This window comes from Nocardia sp. NPDC004151 (genome assembly GCF_042874235.1).
Classification (GTDB): domain Bacteria; phylum Actinomycetota; class Actinomycetes; order Mycobacteriales; family Mycobacteriaceae; genus Nocardia.
The window spans coordinates 162,330-180,751 of sequence record NZ_JBIAMR010000007.1; the positions used below are offsets into that span (position 1 = coordinate 162,330).

General features: G+C 70.2%; 1 protein-coding gene. It reads right to left on the bottom strand.

Translation table 11 applies throughout. The features are described from left to right. Complete coding sequence (locus ACFYTS_RS17995; protein WP_387305886.1) at positions 1 to 18,069, bottom strand: amino acid adenylation domain-containing protein; 18,069 nt, start codon at positions 18,067 to 18,069, stop codon at positions 1 to 3. Positions 18,070 to 18,422 lie beyond the last annotated feature (353 nt).

Consider the following 18,422-nt stretch of genomic DNA (forward strand, 5'->3'; position numbering starts at 1 on the left):
TCAGCCCTCCAGCCGGGTGTTGAGGATCCGGGCGATCTGGGCGACCGAGTCCGGGTCGGTCATCGCCAGGTGGGCGGTGTCGATGTCGAAGGCCGAAATGCGGCCGCGCACAACCGGTGTCCAGCCGTTGTGGCCCTCGGCGTCGGAGCGTCGATCCCGTGTCGCGGTGAAATAGAGCATGTCGGTGTCGAGGACCTCGGGGCGGTGGGCGGCGGCCGCCCGGATCGCCAGGTTGTAGGCGTCGGTGAGGCGCTCGATCATGGCGGCGTCGATGCCGAGTCCGGCCCCGAGGTGCTGTTCGATCAGGTCGGCGGCCTCCTGAGCGGTCGCCTCGGGGCTCACGTAGTCGACGCCCATGACCGGACCCAGGTTGCTGATCAGCTCACCCGCGGTGACGGTGCGCAGCGTGGATTCGTCGACCCCGCTCGCCTCGGCGTCCAGTAGCGCCAGCAGCGCGACTTCCTCACCGGCGGAACGCATTTCGACGGCGATCTGGTGGGCGATCGCGCCGCCCAGTGACCAGCCGAGCAGATGGTACGGGCCGTGGGGTTGCACGGCGCGGATCTCCGCGAAGTAGCGTTGCGCCATCTCCACGATCGTGGTCGGTCCCGGGTCCTCGCCGGTGATCTGCGGGGCCTGGATGCCGTAGATCGGCCGATCGCCGGCGAGGTACCGGTCGAAGGAGTGGTAGCACCACGACAGGCCCAGGGCCGGGTGGATGCAGAACAGCGGAGGCTGGTCGCCGCCGGTCCGGATGGGCAGCAGAACGTCGAAGCCGAGGGCGGTGCCGTCGACCGTGCTGCCCGAGCGCATGCCGGATTCGATCCGCTTGGCCAGGTCTGCCGGGCAGGGATCGGACAGCATCCACCGGATCGGCACCTCGTAGTCGATCTCCTTGCGCAGGTGGGTGACCACCTGCACCGACTTCAGCGAGTTGCCGCCGAGGGCGTAGAAGTCGTCGTCCGCGCCGACCCGGTCCACCCCGAGCACCGCGCCGAAGGCTCGTGCGACCTCTTCCTCGAGCCACGACGAGGGTTCGCGGAACTCGCCGACCGGGAGCACCGGTTCGGGGAGCAGCTTCCGGTCCAGCTTGCCGGACACGGTGAGCGGCATGCTGTCCAGGGCCATCACGGTGGTGGGCACCATGTAGTCGGTCAGCGCGCCCGCCGCGTGCGCCAGGATCGCGGCGGTGTCGATGGTCGCGCCCGCGGCGGGCACCACGTACCCGACGAGGTGTTCGGCCGCGCCCGTGTTGTGCACCAGCGCGATCGCGCGGGCGACGCTCGGGTGCTCGGCGAGCACCGCCTCGATCTCCCCGAGTTCGATCCGCAGGCCGCGCAGCTTCACCTGGAAGTCGGTGCGGCCCAGGTATTCCAGTTCGCCGTCGCTGTTCCAGCGCACCAGGTCGCCGGTGCGGTAGAGGCGTCCGCCGTCACCGAACGGGTCGGGCACGAACCGTTCCGCGGTGAGGCCGGGCCGCGACTGGTACCCGCGCGAGAGCTGGACGCCCGCGAGGTACAGCTCGCCCGCGACGCCCGGCGGCACCGGGTGCAACCGGTTGTCGAGCACGTAGGCCCGGGTGTTCCAGGCGGGTGCGCCGATCGGCATGTTCCCGCTGTCGGTGTCGGTGACCGGATGCGAGGTCGCGCACACGGTGAATTCGGTCGGCCCGTACAGGTTGTGCAGTTCGACCCCGGGCATGGTGCGCCGCGCCTCGGCGATGATATCGGGACCGAACGCCTCACCACCGACCAGCAGCGTCCGCACCGATGCCAGGGATCCGGCGGGCACCGCGTCGGCGAACACCGCCAGCATCGACGGCACCAGCGCGGTGATGGTGACCCGCTGGGCGGCAATGGTTTCCGCGAGATAGAGCGGGTCCGAGTGCCCGTCGGCGCGCGCGATCACCATGCGCGCCCCCATGGCGAGGGTCGCGAACAGTTCCCACACCGACATGTCGAAGGTGGCGGGGGACTTGTGCAGCACCACGTCGTCGGGTGACCACGCGTAGGTGCCGCCGAGCCACCGCACCTGGTGCACCACCGAACCATGGGTCACCGCCACGCCCTTCGGCCGACCGGTCGACCCGGAGGTGAACAGGACGTAGGCGAGGTTGTGCGGTCGCAGCGGCACGATCCGGTCGGCGTCGGTCACCGGACCGTCGCCGAATCCGGACAGGTCCAGGCCGTCGAGGGTCGACAGTTCCAGCGCGGGCGCCGCGATCGACAGCATGTACTCGACGCGATCGTCCGGCAGGTCCGGATCGACCGGTACGTAGCCCGCGCCCGCGGCGTGCACCGCGTACATGGCGGTCACCTGGTCCAGAGAGCGCCGCATCCGCAGCGCCACCAGGGATTCCGGGCCTACACCACGTGCGATCAGCCAGCGCGCCAGCCGGTTGACGCGGGTCGCGAATTCCGCGTAGGTCAGCGACTCGTCGGCGGTCACGATCGCGGTCCGGTCCGGGTAGGCCCGCACCGAGTCGGTGAACAGCGAGGCGAGTGTCTCGTCGGTGGGGAGGTCGCGGTCGGTCGAATTCCAGTGCCGCAGCACGGTGTCGCGTTCCTCGGCTCCGAGCAGATCCACGTCGTACACCTGCTGGGTCGCGTCGGTCGCCAGGGCGCCGAGCAGCCGCAGCAGCCGGTCGGCGATGGTGTTCGCCGTGGCCGCGTCGAACAGGTCGCTCGCGTAGGTGACCGCGCCGGTGATGCCGGCCGGTTCACCGGTGGCGTCGTAGGAATCCTGTACGGACACCAGCAGATCGAACAGCGCGGTGTCGGCGTCGGGTGTGACGCCCGAGACCGACAGGCCCGGCAGTTCGAATTCGGCCTTGTCGACGTTCTGGAACGCCAGCATCACCTGGAACAGCGGGTGATGCGCGTGCGACCGCATCGGATTCAGCTCCTGCACCAGCCGCTCGAACGGCACGTCGGCGTGCCCGAAGGCGGCGAGGTCGGTGCCGCGCACATGCTCGAGCAGCTGGGTGAGGGTCATCTCCGGTGCCAGCCGGGTCCGCAACACCAGGGTGTTGACGAACATGCCGACCAGGTCGTCGAGTTCGGGTTCGCCGCGTCCCGCGTACGGGGTGCCGATCGCGATGTCGTCCATATCCGCGAGCCGGGCCAGGGTGGCGGCCAGCGCGGCGTGGACCACCATGAACAGCGTCGTATTGTGTTCCCGCGCGACCTGTTGCAGTCCGGTGTGCAGGTCGGCGTCGATGCTGATCGGTACGGTCGCGCCCGCGTAGGTCTGCACGGGCGGCCGCGGCCGGTCGGTCGGGAGTTCCAGCAGCGGCGGGAGTTCCGCCAATTCGAGGGTCCAGTAGTCGATCTGGGCCCGGATCAGCGAGTCGGGATCGTCCTCGGTGCCCAGCACCGCGCGTTCCCAGATCGCGTAGTCCGCGTACTGCACCGGCAGTTCGGGCAGCTTCGGGGTCTCCCCGGTCAGGTGGGCGGCATAAGCGGTCATGGTGTCCCGGGCGAGCGGGCCCAGTGAGGAGCCGTCGCAGGAGATGTGGTGCGCGACCACGGCGAGGACCCATTCGTGCTGCCCGAGTTCGAACAGCCGGACCCGCACGGGCGCGTCGACCGTGACGTCGAAGGTCGTCGCGACGAACGCCGACATCGCGTCGGCCAGTTCCGATTCCGTGACCGGGGTCGGCGTGATCGGCGTCATGGCCTGTGCCGTGGGCAGCACCACCTGCGATGGTTCGCCCTCGGCGTACGGGTAGACGGTCCGCAGCACCTCGTGCCGGTCGACCACCTCGGTGACGGCCGCGCGCAGCGCGTCGAGGTTCAGTTCTCCGGTGAGCCGCAACACGATCGGGATGCTGTAGGCGGCCGAGTCGGGCTCGAGCCGGTTCAGGAACCACATGCGCTGCTGGGCGTAGGACAGCGGAATCCGCTGCGGACGCTGCTGTGCGGTCAAGCCGATCCGGCCGGTGTTGGCCCGCGATTCGGCGCGCGCGGCGAGCCGTGCCACCGTCGGCGCTTCGAAGATGGTCGACACCGGGACGGTCTCGTCGAGCGCGGCGCCGATGCGGGCGGCGACACGGGTGGCGACCAGGCTGTTGCCGCCCAGTTCGAAGAAGTCGTCGTCGGCGCCGATGGGGGTGTCGATGCCGAGGACATCGGCGAAGATGCCCGCGACGATCTCCTCCGCGGTGGAGGCCGGGGCCCGGAATCGCTTGGCCTGCACCACGGGAGCGGGCAGCGCCGAGCGGTCGAGCTTGCCGTTGGGCGAGAGCGGGATGGTGTCGAGGGTCATCACCGCGGCGGGGACCAGGTACGACGGCAGCGCCTCGGCCAGTGCCGCCCGCAGCTCCTCGCTCGACAGGCTCGCCCCGGCCTCGGGGACCGCGTAGGTCACCAGCTGGGTGGCCCCGGTGTCGATGCGCCACGGTGTGGTGATCGCGTAGGCGACATCCGGCCGCGCGTCGAGAACCGCGTCGATCTCGCCCATCTCGACCCGGTAGCCGCGGATCTTGACCTGGAAGTCGTTGCGTCCCAGGAATTCCAGATTGCCCTCGGTGTTCCACCGCACCACGTCTCCGGTGCGGTACATGCGGCTGCCGGGTTCCCCGAACGGGTGCGCCACGAAGCGGGACCCGCTGGCGGCGGGCTTGTCCAGATAGGCGCGCGCCAGGGACGGGCCCGCCAGATACAGTTCACCGGCCACCCCGACGGGCACCGGCCGTAGCCGGGCATCGAGGACCAGCGCCCGCACGGCCTGCAACGGAACGCCGATCGTCGGCCGGTCGCCGGGCCACAGGGGTCCGGTGGCCGTGGTCACCATCGTGGCCTCGGTCGGACCGTACAGCTCCCGGAACATCCGGGTGCCCGCGAGATCGGTTCCGGCCCAGCGGTTCACCAGCTCCGCCGACACCTCGTCACCACCGGACATGACCACCCGCAGGTCGTCGAGCCCGGCCGGATCCACCGATGCCAGCGCGGCGGGGGTCATGAACGCGTGGGTGACGCGCTCCTCGCGCAGGAATTCCGTCATCTCGGCGCCACCGTAGATGCCGGTCGGCGCGATGATCAGCGCACCGGCGCCGCTGACCGCCATCAGGGTCTCCAGCAGGGCGGCGTCGAACGACGGCGATGCGAAACGAAGCACCCGGGAGGTCGGCCCGAGGTCGAAGTCGGCGCGGAACGAGGCGAGGAAGTCGGCGACGCCGGTGTGGGTGACTGCCACGCCCTTCGGCGTTCCGGTCGACCCGGAGGTGAAGACCACATACGCCACGTTCTCGGCGCGCATCGGGTGGAGCCGGTCGGGATCGCCGACCGGCCCGCTCGCCAACCCGTCGAGGCGCTCGGCGACAGCCGCGTCGTCGAGCACGATCCAGTCCACCGACTCGGGCAGCCGGCCGGAGACGGCGGACACCGTGACACCCAGCGTCGCAGCCGAATCCGACACCATCTGCGCGATCCGGCTCTCCGGGTATCCGGCGTCCACCGGGACGAAAGCCGCGCCCGACTTCACCACGGCCCACCACGCGACCACGGTCTCCAGCGAGCGCGCGGCCGCCACCAGCACGGGGGTCTCCGGTCCGGCGCCACGGCCGATCAGCAACCGCGCCAACCGGTTCGAGCGTTCATCGAGTTGCGTGTACGTCAACGCGGTGTCGCCGGCGACCACGGCGATGCCGTGCGGGTTGTTCCGGACGGCGGTGTCGAACACCTCCGGCAGCAGTCCGGACGGCTCCGGCCTGGTGCCGGTGCGCGCTCCGGCCCGGGTGGTGAGCGCCGCGCGCTCGTCGGCGTCGAGCCAGTCGATATCGCCGACCACCATGGCCGGATCGGCGGCGACGGCTTCGAGCACCCGTACCAACCGGCGCACGATCGCCGCCGCGGTCGACTCGTCGAACAGGTCCCGGGCGAAGGTCAGCATGCCCGAGATGCCCTGTGCGACACCGGCCTCGGTGGGCGCTTCGGAGAGTACGAGTTGCAGGTCGAACTGGGTCGCCCCGGTATCGACCTCGGCGCGGGCGATGCGGACGCCGGGCAGCGCCACCTCGACCGCCGCCAGGTTCTCGAACGCGAGGGCCACCTGGAACAGCGGATGCCGGGCCGCGGATCGCTCCGGGTTCAGCTCCTCCACGACCCGCTCGAACGGCACGTCGGCGTGCTCGAAGGCCAGCAGGTCGGTGTCGCGGGCGCGCATCAGGAGTTCGGCGAACCGCTCGGTGGTGTCGACCCGGGTGCGCAGGGCCAGCGTGTTCACGAACATGCCGACCAGTTGTTCCAGGCCGGGTTCGCCGCGCCCGGCGACGGGGGTGCCGATCACGACGTCGTCGGTGCCGCCGAGCCGTCCCAGAACCGTTGCCAGCGCGGCGTGCATCACCATGAACAGCGATGCTCCACGCGACCGCGCGAGGGTGACCAGTTGCCGGTGCAGGTCCGCGTCGATCTGCACCGGCACCCGGCCGCCCGCCAGGGAGGCGACGGCGGGGCGCGGGCGGTCGGCGGGCAGGTCCAACCGGTCCGGCGCGCCGTCGAGGGTGGTGCGCCAGTACTCCAGCTGGGCGGACATCAGGGAGGCCGGATCGTCCGCGGCGCCGAGCATCTCCCGCTGCCACCACGCGAAATCGGCGTACTGCACGGTGAGCGGCTTCCATTCGGGCGCGTGCCCCGCCGTTCGCGCGGCGTAGGCCGTCATCACGTCGTGGGCCAGCGGTCCCATCGACTGGCCGTCACCGGCGATGTGATGGACCACCAGCACCAGCAGGAATTCGCCGGTGCCATCGTCGTGTTCGGCGAGTTCGAACAGACCCACCCGCATCGGAACGTCCGCGGTGACGTCGAATCCGCGCCGCACGAATTCGCCGACCACCTCGGCGACGGCTTCTTCGGGTACGCGCTTCGGCTCGACCGCGGTCGCGGGCTCGTCGAGCACGACCTGCCGCGGCTCACCCGAGAATTCGGGATAGACCGTCCGCAGCACCTCGTGGCGGCCGACCACGTCGGCGAGCGCGGCCGCGAGGGCGTCGGTGTCCAGCGATCCCGACAACCGCAGCATGACCGGGATGTTGTAGGCCGGGGACTCGGGCTCGAAGCGGTTGAGGAACCACATCCGCTGCTGGGCCAGCGACAGCGGCACCGGGTCGGGATGGGTCCCGGGCAGCAGCGGCAGCCGGTCCGAGTCACTGAATGTCCAGGTGCGGGCGGCCAATTCGGCGACCGTCGGCGCTTCGAAGATGGACCGCACCGGCACCTGCACCTGCAGGGCCGCGCCCAGCCGTCCCGCGACCAGCGAGGCGCTGAGCGAATCGCCGCCCAGTTCGAAGAAGTCGTCGTCCGCGCCGACACCGGCCACATCGAGGACCCGCTCGTAGATCCGTGCCACCAGTTCTTCCGCACCCGGTGTCGGGGCCCGGAATTCGCGGGTGACGGCGACGGGTTCGGGTAGTCGTTCGCGATCGAGTTTGCCGTTGGCGGTCAGCGGCACCTCGTCGAGCACGATCACCGCGGACGGCACCATGATCCGGGGCAGCGACTCGGCCAGTGCCGCACGCAATTCCGCACCCGACAGCTGGACCCCGGCCGCGGGCACGACATAGGACACCAGCCGGACCGGCCGACCGGGATCGTGGCGTGGCACGGTGACCGCGTACGCGACATCGGGCCACGCGCCCAGCGCGGCGTCGATCTCGCCGAGTTCGATGCGGGTGCCGTGCACCTTCACCTGGAAGTCGTTGCGGCCCAGGAACTCGAACTCGCCGACGGCGGTGCGGCGCACCACGTCCCCGGTGCGGTACATGGGGCGGCCGGGCTCGCCGAACGGGCAGGCCACGAAGCGCGTCGCGGTCAAGCCGGTCCTGGCGACGTAGCCTTCGGCCAGGCCCGCGCCGAACAGGTACAGCTCACCCGCGACACCGTGCGGCACCGGCCGCAACCAGGTATCCAGGACTACGGCCGCGACGGGACCGACCGGTCGGCCGATCGTGATGGCCGCACCCGGCGTCAGCGCGTCGGTGGCCGTCGCCCAGATGGTGGTCTCGCTGGGCCCGTACAGATTGACCATGGTGCGCCCGGGAGCCCACCGTTCGACCAGTTCGGGTCCGAGGGGTTCACCAGCGGTCGCCAGCAGCCGCAGCCCGTCCAGGCCTGCGGTCGGGACCGTCGCCAGCGCCGAGGGTGTCACCACGGCGTGCGAAACCCGTTCGCGCGCCATCAGTTCCGCGAGGTCGGGCCCGGCGTAGATCTCGCCGGGGGAGACGACCAGGCGGCCGCCCGACCCGTGCGCCATGAGCAGCTCGAACACCGAGGCGTCGAAGCTGGGCGAGGCGACCTGCAGCACCACCGACATCGGGTCCACCCCGAACCGCCGCCGCTGCGCCGCGACGATGTCGGCCAGGCCGCGATGGCTCACCAGCACGCCCTTGGGGGTTCCGGTCGAGCCGGAGGTGTAGCTGACGTACGCGATCTGCTCGCGCCGGATCGGCGCGCCGCGTTCGGCATCGGTGATCGGCGCGCCCGACACCGAGTCCAGGGCGTGCAGCGCCTGCGCCCCGTCCAGCAGCAGCCAGTCGACGCCGTCCGGCGGGCGCTTGCGGACGGATCCGTCGGTCAGCCCGAGCACGGTGCCCGAGTCCGACAGCAGGAATTCGATCCGTTCGGCGGGCAGCGTCGGATCGATCGGCAGGATCGCCGCACCCGTCTTCGCCACCGCCCACAGGGTGACCGTGGCCGCCAGCGAGCGGGGCAGCACCGAGGCGACCACCTGGCCGCGTCGGGCCCCGCGCCGCAGCAGGATTCGAGCCAGCCGGGTGGATCGGTCGTCGAGCTGCCGGTAGGTCAGCGAATCCGCGCCGCAGCGGACCGCGACCGCATCCGGATCGGCGATCACCGAGGCCGCGAGGATGCGATCCAGGGTCTTCGGGATCGCCACCTCGGCAGCCGATTCCGGCCACGCGGGCAGCGGTTCCCGGTCCAGGGGCAGTTCGCCCAGCCGGGTGCCGGCGTGCGCCCCGATCCGGCCCAGCAGGTCGATGAAGCGGTCGAGGATGCGCCGCGCGGAGTCGTGGTCGAAGACCCGTTCGTGGAATCGGAGGATGATCTTCAGGCCGTTCGCCTCACCATGCTCGGACTGCATCGGTTCCACGACCATGCTCAACGGGTACGGCGCCGCGTCCACGCCGTCGAGGTCGGTGACCCGCAGGCCCGCCGAATCGACGAGGTGTTGCAGGGCCGAGCGGTCGACGGGGAACGACTGGTAGGTGATGGCGGTGTCGAACAGCTCCGACAAGCCCGCGCTGCGGTGGATCTCGGGCAGGCCGATGTGGTGGTGCTCGAGCATGCGGGCCTGCCGCGACTGCATCTCGATCAGCAACTCGTGCACCGTCATGGCCGGATCGAGCGGGACGCGCACCGGAATCGTGTTCAGGAACATGCCGAGCGTCTGGTCGACCCTCGGCAATTCCGGGGGCCGGCCCGCGACCGAGGCGCCGAAGATCACGTCGGTCTCACCGGTCAGCACGCGCAGATTCAGAGCCCACGCCGCGTTGACGGCGGTATTGAGGGTGACGGCCGCGTCCGCGGCCACCCGGCGCAGCGCGCCGAAGCGGTCCTCGGTCAGCTCGGCTCCGACCTCGCCGGAGGACGTCGGGCCCGCGTCGGCGTCACGGGACACCCGGGTGGGGGCGTCGACATCCGAGAATTCCCGCGCCCAGGCCGCTTTGGACTCGGCGCTGTCCTGCCGGCCCAGCCAGGTCAGGTAGTCGCGGTAGGTGGGGGCCGGTCCGGCGGCGTCGATGTGGTCGGGCGAGCCGTAGTAGTCGAGTAGTTCGGCCATGAGCAGCGGCATCGACCAGCCGTCCAGGATCACATGGTGATTGGTGACGAGCAGCCGGTAGGACCGCGCGCCGAGCCGGATCAGGGTCAGGCGCAGCAACGGCGGGGCCGCCAGATCGAAGCTCTCGGCCGCGTCCGCCGCGGCGATCGCCGCCGGGTCGGCCGGGCCGTCCGCGTCGCCGTCAGCGGCCGGATCGACCACCCGGAACGGGATCTCGGCGTGATCGACCACGACCTGGCACGGTCCGGCGGCGGTGTCCGCGAACGCGGCCCGCAGGATGTCGTGCCGGTCCACCAGCGCCTGCGCGGCCCGCCGCAACCGCTCGGCGTCGACGTCGCCGGAGAAGCCGATCATGGTCTGGACGGTGTAGCCGTCGTCCACGTCCGGGTCGAACATCGTGTGGAAGTGCATGCCGGACTGCATGGGCGACAACGGCCAGACATCGGAGAGCCGGGGGTACTTCCGCTCGAGCTGATCGATGTCCTGGCGGGTGAGCTTGACGAGTTGGGTACCCACCGCGCGATACGCGTGATGCGCGGTGGCGGGCTGCGGGGGCTCCTCGACGGTCGCCGGGGTCGCCCCGCCGTCGGCCATCGCGGCCAGTGCGGCAACGGTCTTGCCTTCGAAGACATCTCGCGGAGTGAGCGTCAACCCCGCGTTCCGCGCCAGCGCCACCAGCCGCATGGACACGATGCTGTCGCCGCCGAGGGCGAAGAAGTTGCTGTCGGCGGACACCGACTCCAGGTGCAGCACCTCGGCGAAGAGCCGCGCCATCACCTGCTCGACGGGGGTCGACGGTGCTCGCCCGCCGCTCGCGCCCACCTCGAAGGCGCGCTTCTGCAAAGCTCTTCGGTCGACCTTGCCCGTGGGCGTGCGCGGCATCTCCTCGAGCCGCACGATCGCGGCGGGGTTCATGTAGCGCGGCAGGCTGCCCGCGAGATCGCCCTCGATGGCGGTCACGTCGACCGATTCGCCGGGTGCGGCCACGACATAGGACACCAGCAACGGTTCGCCGGTGGGCCCGTCGACGGTCACCGTGGCGACGCTGGACACGGCGGGGTGGCGCGCGATGTGGGCGTCGATCTCACCGGGCTCGATGCGCAGGCCGTGAATCTTGACCTGCTGATCGATGCGGCCCAGGTACTCCAGCGCGAGACGGCCGTTCGCGCGCACCCAGCGCACGGAATCGCCGGTGCGGTAGAGCCGTTCGCCGCGGGTGGACCGCGGATCGGCGACGAACCGCGCCGCCGACACCTCCGGGCGGTCGAGGTAACCGCGGGCCAGGCCCGGGCCGCCGACGTACAGCTCACCCGCGACGCCGACCGGCACCGGTCGCAGCCACGGGTCCAGCACCAGCGCGGACGCGCCGATGACAGGGCCGCCGATCGTGACGGGATCACCGGCGGCGAGATCGTCGGATCCCGTTGCCCAGACGGTGCATTCGGTCGGACCGTAGTGGTTCATGAGCCGCCGGCCGGGGGCCCACCGGTTCACGGTGTCGGGACCGACCGCCTCACCGACCACGGCCAGGGTGGTCAACGCCGGCAGGTGGGACGGGTCCATGGTGTTCAGCACCGACGGGGTGATGATCGCGTGCGAAACCCGCTGCGACCGAAGCAGTTCCTCCAGGTCGATGCCCGCGTACACCTCGGGCGGCGCGACCACGAGGCACGCCCCGCTACTGTGCGCCAGCAGCATCTCCGAGACGCAGGCGTCGAATCCGGGCGAGGCGACCTGCAACACCAGTGATTCCGGGGTGGGCCGGAACGCGTCGGCCTGCGCCGCGACCAGATCGGCCAGACCCCGGTGGCTGAGGTGGACCGCCTTCGGCGTGCCGGTCGAGCCGGACGTGTAGATCACGTACGCCGCGTGGTCGGCCGACAGGTCTGCCTCGGGCGGGTGCGGGAGCGGCTCATCGGTGTCGGACGTCGAAGCGTCCAGCGTCAGCCAGTCGACGGCCGCCGGGATCTGCTGTGCGACAGTACTTGTCGTGACGCCCAGTCGGGTGTGCGAGCTGGACAGCAGCTCGCCGATCCGCGCGGCCGGATTGCCGGGATCCAGGGGCAGGAATGCGGCGCCGGTCTTGGCGACGGCCCAGATCGCGACGATGAGTTCGGCCGAGCGGGGCAGGACCAGAGCCACGGTCGACTCGGGCCGTGCGCCGTGGGCGATCAGCCGGCGGGCGAACGCGTCGGCGCGCTCGTCCAGCTCCCGATAGGTCCACGTGGTGTCCCCGTACCGGATGGCCGCGGCGTCGGGGTGTCGGCGAGCGGTCGCGGACAGGATGTCGCGGAGCACCCGTTCGGGGGCGGGCTCGCCGCCGCTGACCGAGAGCAGTTTGGCACGTTCGGAATCCCAGCAGGACGAGATCGACGCGACCGTGGCGGCCGGATCGTCGACGAGCTGCGTGAGCAGCAGCTCGAAGCGACCGAGCAGCTGGTGGGCGGCGTTGTCGTCGAAGCGGTCGGTGGCGAATTTCAGTGTCACCGAATAGGTTCCGGTGTCCGCTCCGCCGTCGCCACGCGGGCGCGGTGGGGTCACCTGCAGGCTCAACGGGAACGGCGTCGCGTCGTGCGCGTCGATCTCGACCAGCCGCAAACCGGCGGCCGAGAGGTCGTGGGCCAGCAGCTCCCGATCGAAGGGGTAGGACTCGAGCACCGTCGCGGTGTCGAACATGTCGGTGATCCCGGATACCCGCTGCAATTCCGCCAAGCCGATGTGCTGGTGATCCAGCATCGCGGCCTGCTCGGACTGCACCCGCACCAGCAGATCTCCGACGGTCTCGCCGGGCTCGAGCCGGATCCGCACGGGCAGCGTGTTCACCATCAGCCCGACCATGCGCTCGACATCCGGAATCCGCGGCGGACGGTTCGAGACCGTATTGCCGAACACCACGTCCGGCCGCCCGGCCAGCATGGACACCAGCAGCGCCCAGGCCACGTGCAGGGCGGTATTGGGGGTGACGCCGTGTGAGCGGCCGAGGTCGAGAATCGCGGCGGAGGTGGCGGTATCGAGGTTCAGGCCGACCTCGCCCGCGTCGGCGGTGACCGTCCGCTCCGGGCCGTTCGTGATCCGCGTCGGCCGGTCGATCCCGGCGAGCATGTCCCGCCACGCGGCCGCCGTGGCGTCGCTGTCCTGCTCCTGCAGCCAGCGCAGGTATTCGCGGAACGACCGCGCGGGCGCGAGGCCGGCGGTGTCGCCGTCGGAGATGTACAGCGTCAGCAACTCGTGGATGAGCAGCGGCATCGACCAGCCGTCCAGCACCAGATGGTGATTGGTCACCAGCAGCCGGAACTGCTCGACACCGGTGCGCACGAGGTGGAAACGCACCAGCGGCGGCCGCGCCGGATCGAAGGGCGCGGCGGCGAGACGCGCGATGTCCCGCAGCGCTTCGTCCTGCTGGTCGACCAGGCTGACATCCGACGTGGCCCACTCGACCGTGGTGTCGCGCAACACGATCTGACGCGGCCCGGCTTCGGTTTCGACGAACGCGGTCCGCAAGCTGTCGTGCCGATCCAGCAGCACCTGGGCGGCCCGCCGCATCCGCTCGCCGTCCACCTGGCCGTCGAAGGTCAGCGCGGCCTGCACGATATAGCCGTCCTCGCCGCCCCGGTCGTAGACGGTGTGGAACAGCAGCCCGGACTGCAGGGCGGTCAGCGGCCACACCTCGGTCATCGACGGGTAGTCGCGCAGCCACCGGTCGATCTGGTCCTGGGCGACGGTGGCGAGCGGGAAGTCGGAGGGCGTGTAGCTGTATCCGGTCGCGGACCGGACGTGATCGGCCAGCGCCTCCAGGGCGCGGGTCCACAGTCCGGCGAGTTCCTCGACGTCCTCGGCCGCCAGCGCCTGCGACGCGAATTCCCATGTCACAGCGAGCTCCAGCCCGTCTGTGCCCGCTTCGGCGATGGCATTGACATCGAGCAGAGCGGCCAGCGCCATGGCCGGATCGCTGGTGCCGGTGAGCGCGGTGAACTCGGTGGTCGGGGCCCACGGCCCGGACCGCTCACCCGAACCCACGCGCCCGAGGTAGTTGAAGCTGATCTGCGGTTTGGTCAGGGGCGCGAGCTCGGCGCGGCCCACGGGATCGAGATGCCGCAGCACCGGGAAGCCGATGCCGTTGTCCGGCACCGCGCGCAGCTGCTCCTTGACCAGCTTGATCGCCCGTCCCGCGCTCGGGCCGCCGGCCAGGGCGTCGTCGAGGTCGAGGTCCTCCCACTCGATGCGGATCGGGAAGCGGGTGGTGAACCAGCCGACGGTGGCGCCCAGATCCGCGCCCGGCACGGCCTGCTCCTCGCGGCCGTGGCCTTCCAATAGGATCGACTCCCCGGCCGAGGTCACGCCGCGCCGGCGCCGCCACTCCGCCAGGGCCAGCACCAGGGCCGCGACCAGCGGATCGTTGGCGCCGCAATGGAATCGGTCCGGGATGGTGGTGAGGACCGCCTCGGTCACCGCCGCCGGAATCCGTTCGTGGATCCGGCCCGCGGTGGCGCCGGTGTCGACGTCCGGGTCCAGGCGACGCGAGCCGAGTAGTCGATCCTCGTGTGCGAGAACGTCTTTCCAGTGCTCGAGTTCGGTCGCGCGCCTACTCTGCGCGCCCTCGGCCAAACCGTGGAGCCACCGCCGCACCGAGGTGGTGGCCGGACCCCATTGCGGCTCACCGTCCTGCGTCCAGGCCTGTGCGAGATCGGTGAGCACGGTGCGCCACGACACCGCGTCCACGGCGAGATGGTGGATCACCAGCCAGAGCAGGTCGGGTCCGGAATCGTGGTCGTCCCGCAGCCACACGGCCTGAACGAGTACGCCGTTGCCGGGGTCCAATCGATCCGCGGCGTCCTGGAGATGACGGTCGATCTCGTCGGCGTCGCGTCGGCCGAGGCGCACCTCGTGCAGCGAGGAATCCGGGTCGACCGCGTCCCGCTCGAGGACCTCGACGTAGCCCTCCGCTCCGACGTCGCGCAAGACCGCGCGCAGCATGTCGTGGCGGTCCATCACCGAACCCAGTGCGCGCACCAGACCCGCTCGATCGACGCCGTCCGGGAGTTCCACGAGCGCGGCCTGCGCGAACCGGTCGTAATGACCGCGATCGAGCATGGCGTGCATGATCGGCGACAACGGCATCGGCCCGACGCCGCCACCCGGCAGCTCGGCCAGCCCGGGCGCATCGCCGACGTCGGTGGCCACGGCCGCCAGCCCGGCGACCGTCTTGTGCACGAAGACGTCCTGGGTCGAGAAGCCCAGCCCCTCGGCCTTGGCGCGCGCCACGAGGCGGATCGACAGGATGCTGTCGCCGCCCAGGACGAAGAAGCTGTCGTCGGCCCCGACCCGGGGCACCGCGAGCACCTCCTCGAATAGCCCGGCGATGGTCTTCTCCCGCTCGGTCGCCGGGGCCCGCCCGGCGGGTGCGGTCCCGAACTCGGGCTTCGGCAAGGCGCCGCGATCCACCTTGCCGAAGGCGTTCATCGGCAGGCCGTCCAGGGGCAGCACGATCGCCGGAACCAGGTGCGGCGGCAGGGTTTCGCGGGCGAAGCGCAGGATCTCGACCGGATCGATACCGCGGCCCTCGACCGGCACGACATAAGACGCCAGTACGGTGGTGCCGACATTGTTCTGCGCGGGCACGGTGACGCACAGATCCACGTCCTCGTGGGTGGTGAGCGCGGCGTCGACCTCGCCCGGCTCGATCCGATAGCCGCGGATCTTGACCTGGAAGTCGCTGCGGCCCATCAGTTCGAGCGCGGTATCGCCGTTCTCGCCGGTCCAGCGCGCGATATCGCCGGTGCGGTACATGCGCGCACCGGTGCCGCCGTACGGGTCGGCGACGAAACGGGCGGCGGTCTCGACGAATCGGTGGCTGTAGCCGCGGGCCAATCCCGGTCCGGCCAGATACAACTCGCCGACGGTGCCACGCGGCACGGGCTGCAACGCACGGTCCAGGACCATGGCCTCGACGCCGCGGATCGGGCCGCCGATCGTGTGCACCTGCCCGGGCTCGAGCATCGCTCCCGCGGCGGTGACGGTCGATTCGGTGGGCCCGTACTCGTTGAACATGGCCGCCGACAGCGTCCAGCGCTCGACCAGATGCGGCGGGCAGACATCGCCGCCCACCACGACCACTCGCACATCGGTCGGCAGCTCCGGATCCACCGTCGCCAGCATGGTCGGCGTCAGCGTCAGGTGGGTCACGTGTTCGTCGGCCAGCAGCTGGGTCAGCGAGTCGCCGCCGACCACCTCGGGCGGCACGACCACCAGCGTGGACCCGGACGCGAAGCAGGTCAGGAACTGTTCGAGGGAGGCGTCGAAACTGGGGGAGAGGGCGTACGACACACGGGAAGTCGTGTCGATGCCGAAGGTGGCCGCGCGATCGGCGACCAGATTCGCCAGACCGGTGTGCGTGACCTGCACGCCCTTCGGGGTTCCGGTGGAACCCGAGGTGTAGGTCATGTACGCGACATTGGACGGCCGCAGCGGATGGCTGCGGTCGAGGTCGGAGATCGGCCCGTCCGCGGCGTCGGACAGAGCCAGGGTCGAGGGGTCGTCGAGCACTACTTGACGCAGGTCCGCCGGGAGGGTCTCGCGTAGCGCGTTCACCGTGATCGCCACGGTCGCACCGCTGTCGGCGACCATGTGTTCGATTCGCTTGGCCGGGTAGTCGGGGGCCATCTGGACGAAGGCCGCGCCGCTCTTGGCGACCGCCCAGGTCGCCACCACCGAGTCGGTCGACCGGCGCAGCATGATCGCCACCGCCGTGTCCGGGCCACAACCCAGCGCGATCAGCTGCCGGGCCAGCCGCGAGGACTCGGAGTCCAGTTCTGCGTAGGTCATGCTCCGGCCATTGGAGGTGATCGCGCAGGCGGCGGCGTTCCGGCGGGCGCTCTCGGCCAGCATGTCGGGCAGCAGGCGGGTGTCGACGGCGCTGGGCCCGCGTACGGGCAGCAGCTCATCGCGTTCCTGGACGTCGAGCAGCGGCAGACCGCCGATCCGGCCGTCGGATCCGCCCGCCAGGAATTCGTGCAGGAACATTTGGAATCGCCGATGGTGACCGGCGAGTTCGTCGTGGCTGTAGGAATTCGGATTCCCCTGGAAGTCGATATGCGTGCTCTCTTTGCCCGCGCCCGGGTAGATGTTGACGAAAAGGTCGGAGGTGGGGCCCGAGGTGAGCACGTGCAAACGGCCCGTCGTCTCGCCCAGCACGACTTCGTTCTCCACCATCATGAGATTCACGGCGGGGCCGAACGAGGCGGCCTCGTCGCGCGCGATGCCCATATCGTGGAATATGTCCTCCTGGCGATACCGCTGCCGCCGCAGCGCGCTCGTCAATTCGCTTTTCACCGCCGCGATCAGTTCACCGACGGTGCGATCCGCGACCCGAATGCGTAACGGGACCACATTGGCTACCATGCCGCCCGAACGTCGCAATACCGCGGAATGCCGGCCCGATACGGGCAGGCTCAGGAGGACTTCGTCGCTGCCGGTCATTCTCGCCAGATAGGCCGCGAATGCGGCGACGATGATCGGGGTCACGCTCTTGTCGTGGTCGAGCGCGACGGAATCGAGCAAGTGTGCGGTGTCTTCGGCGAGTTCGGTGCTGACGAGCGCCGGATGGATGGTGGGCTTGTTGACATGGGCCGCCAGACTGGCACCCGCCGGTGCGCCCGCCAGATGCTCCATCCAGTGGTCGCGATCGTTCTCCATCCGCGTCGAATCGCGGTACGCCAGATCTTGTTCAGCGACCAGCCGCAGGTCCTGGGCCACGCACGCCGGGGGCTCCTCGGACTCGAGCCACGCGTTGTACAGCTCGGTCATGCGGTGCAGCATGGTCACCGCGGCGAATCCGTCGAGCGCGATGTGGTGCGCGCGCTGGTACCAGAAGTAATGCTCGTCGCCGACCTGGAAGACAATGGCGGTGACCAGGGGGTCGCGCAATAGATCCAGGGGGGCGGAATAGTCCTCGGTCATTTTGCGATGCGCCGTCGCCACCGGATCGGCATCCTGTCGCAAGTCCTCGACCCGTACCGAGGCGCCGTCGTCGGGGTCGACGTACTGGAATGGCTCGCCGTCGATCTCGACCAGGCGAGTATGTCCCGATCCGAACTCCCGACCGGCCGTTCGGCAGGCTTCGGCCAGGAGTTCGGCGTCCAATTCGCCAACGATCTCGACGTATTGGGCGACGGATATGGGTGTGGAGACCGCGAGATGCTGGGCGAACCAGATTCCCCGCTGCGCGGATGTCAGCGGAAAGACCTCGTGTGATGAATGAAATGTGCCGCTTGGCAACGATTCTGGCTGGTCAGGATTGCCTTCGATGCCATCGTGCAGTTGGCGCATTTCGACCTCCAGCAAACAACGTTCATGTCAGGAACTCAAAACGCCCGAGGGCCGGCTGTCGATACGCTCACGCGTGCCCGGTCCGGGGACCATGGAATATGGCGGCAAGGTGTGACTCCGACACCCGCATCGCTGTGTACGTCGGGTCCGCCACTGAGATCATTACAGCGAGTACCAACCGGTTCGTATGCGCCGACCACGGCGCTCGATCCCCGGCCTTCGTTCGCTACATCGCATCCACCCCGACCCCCGAATCACCCTCCAACCTCCTGGAAAACCGTCCAGTATGCCTTCGATCGCCG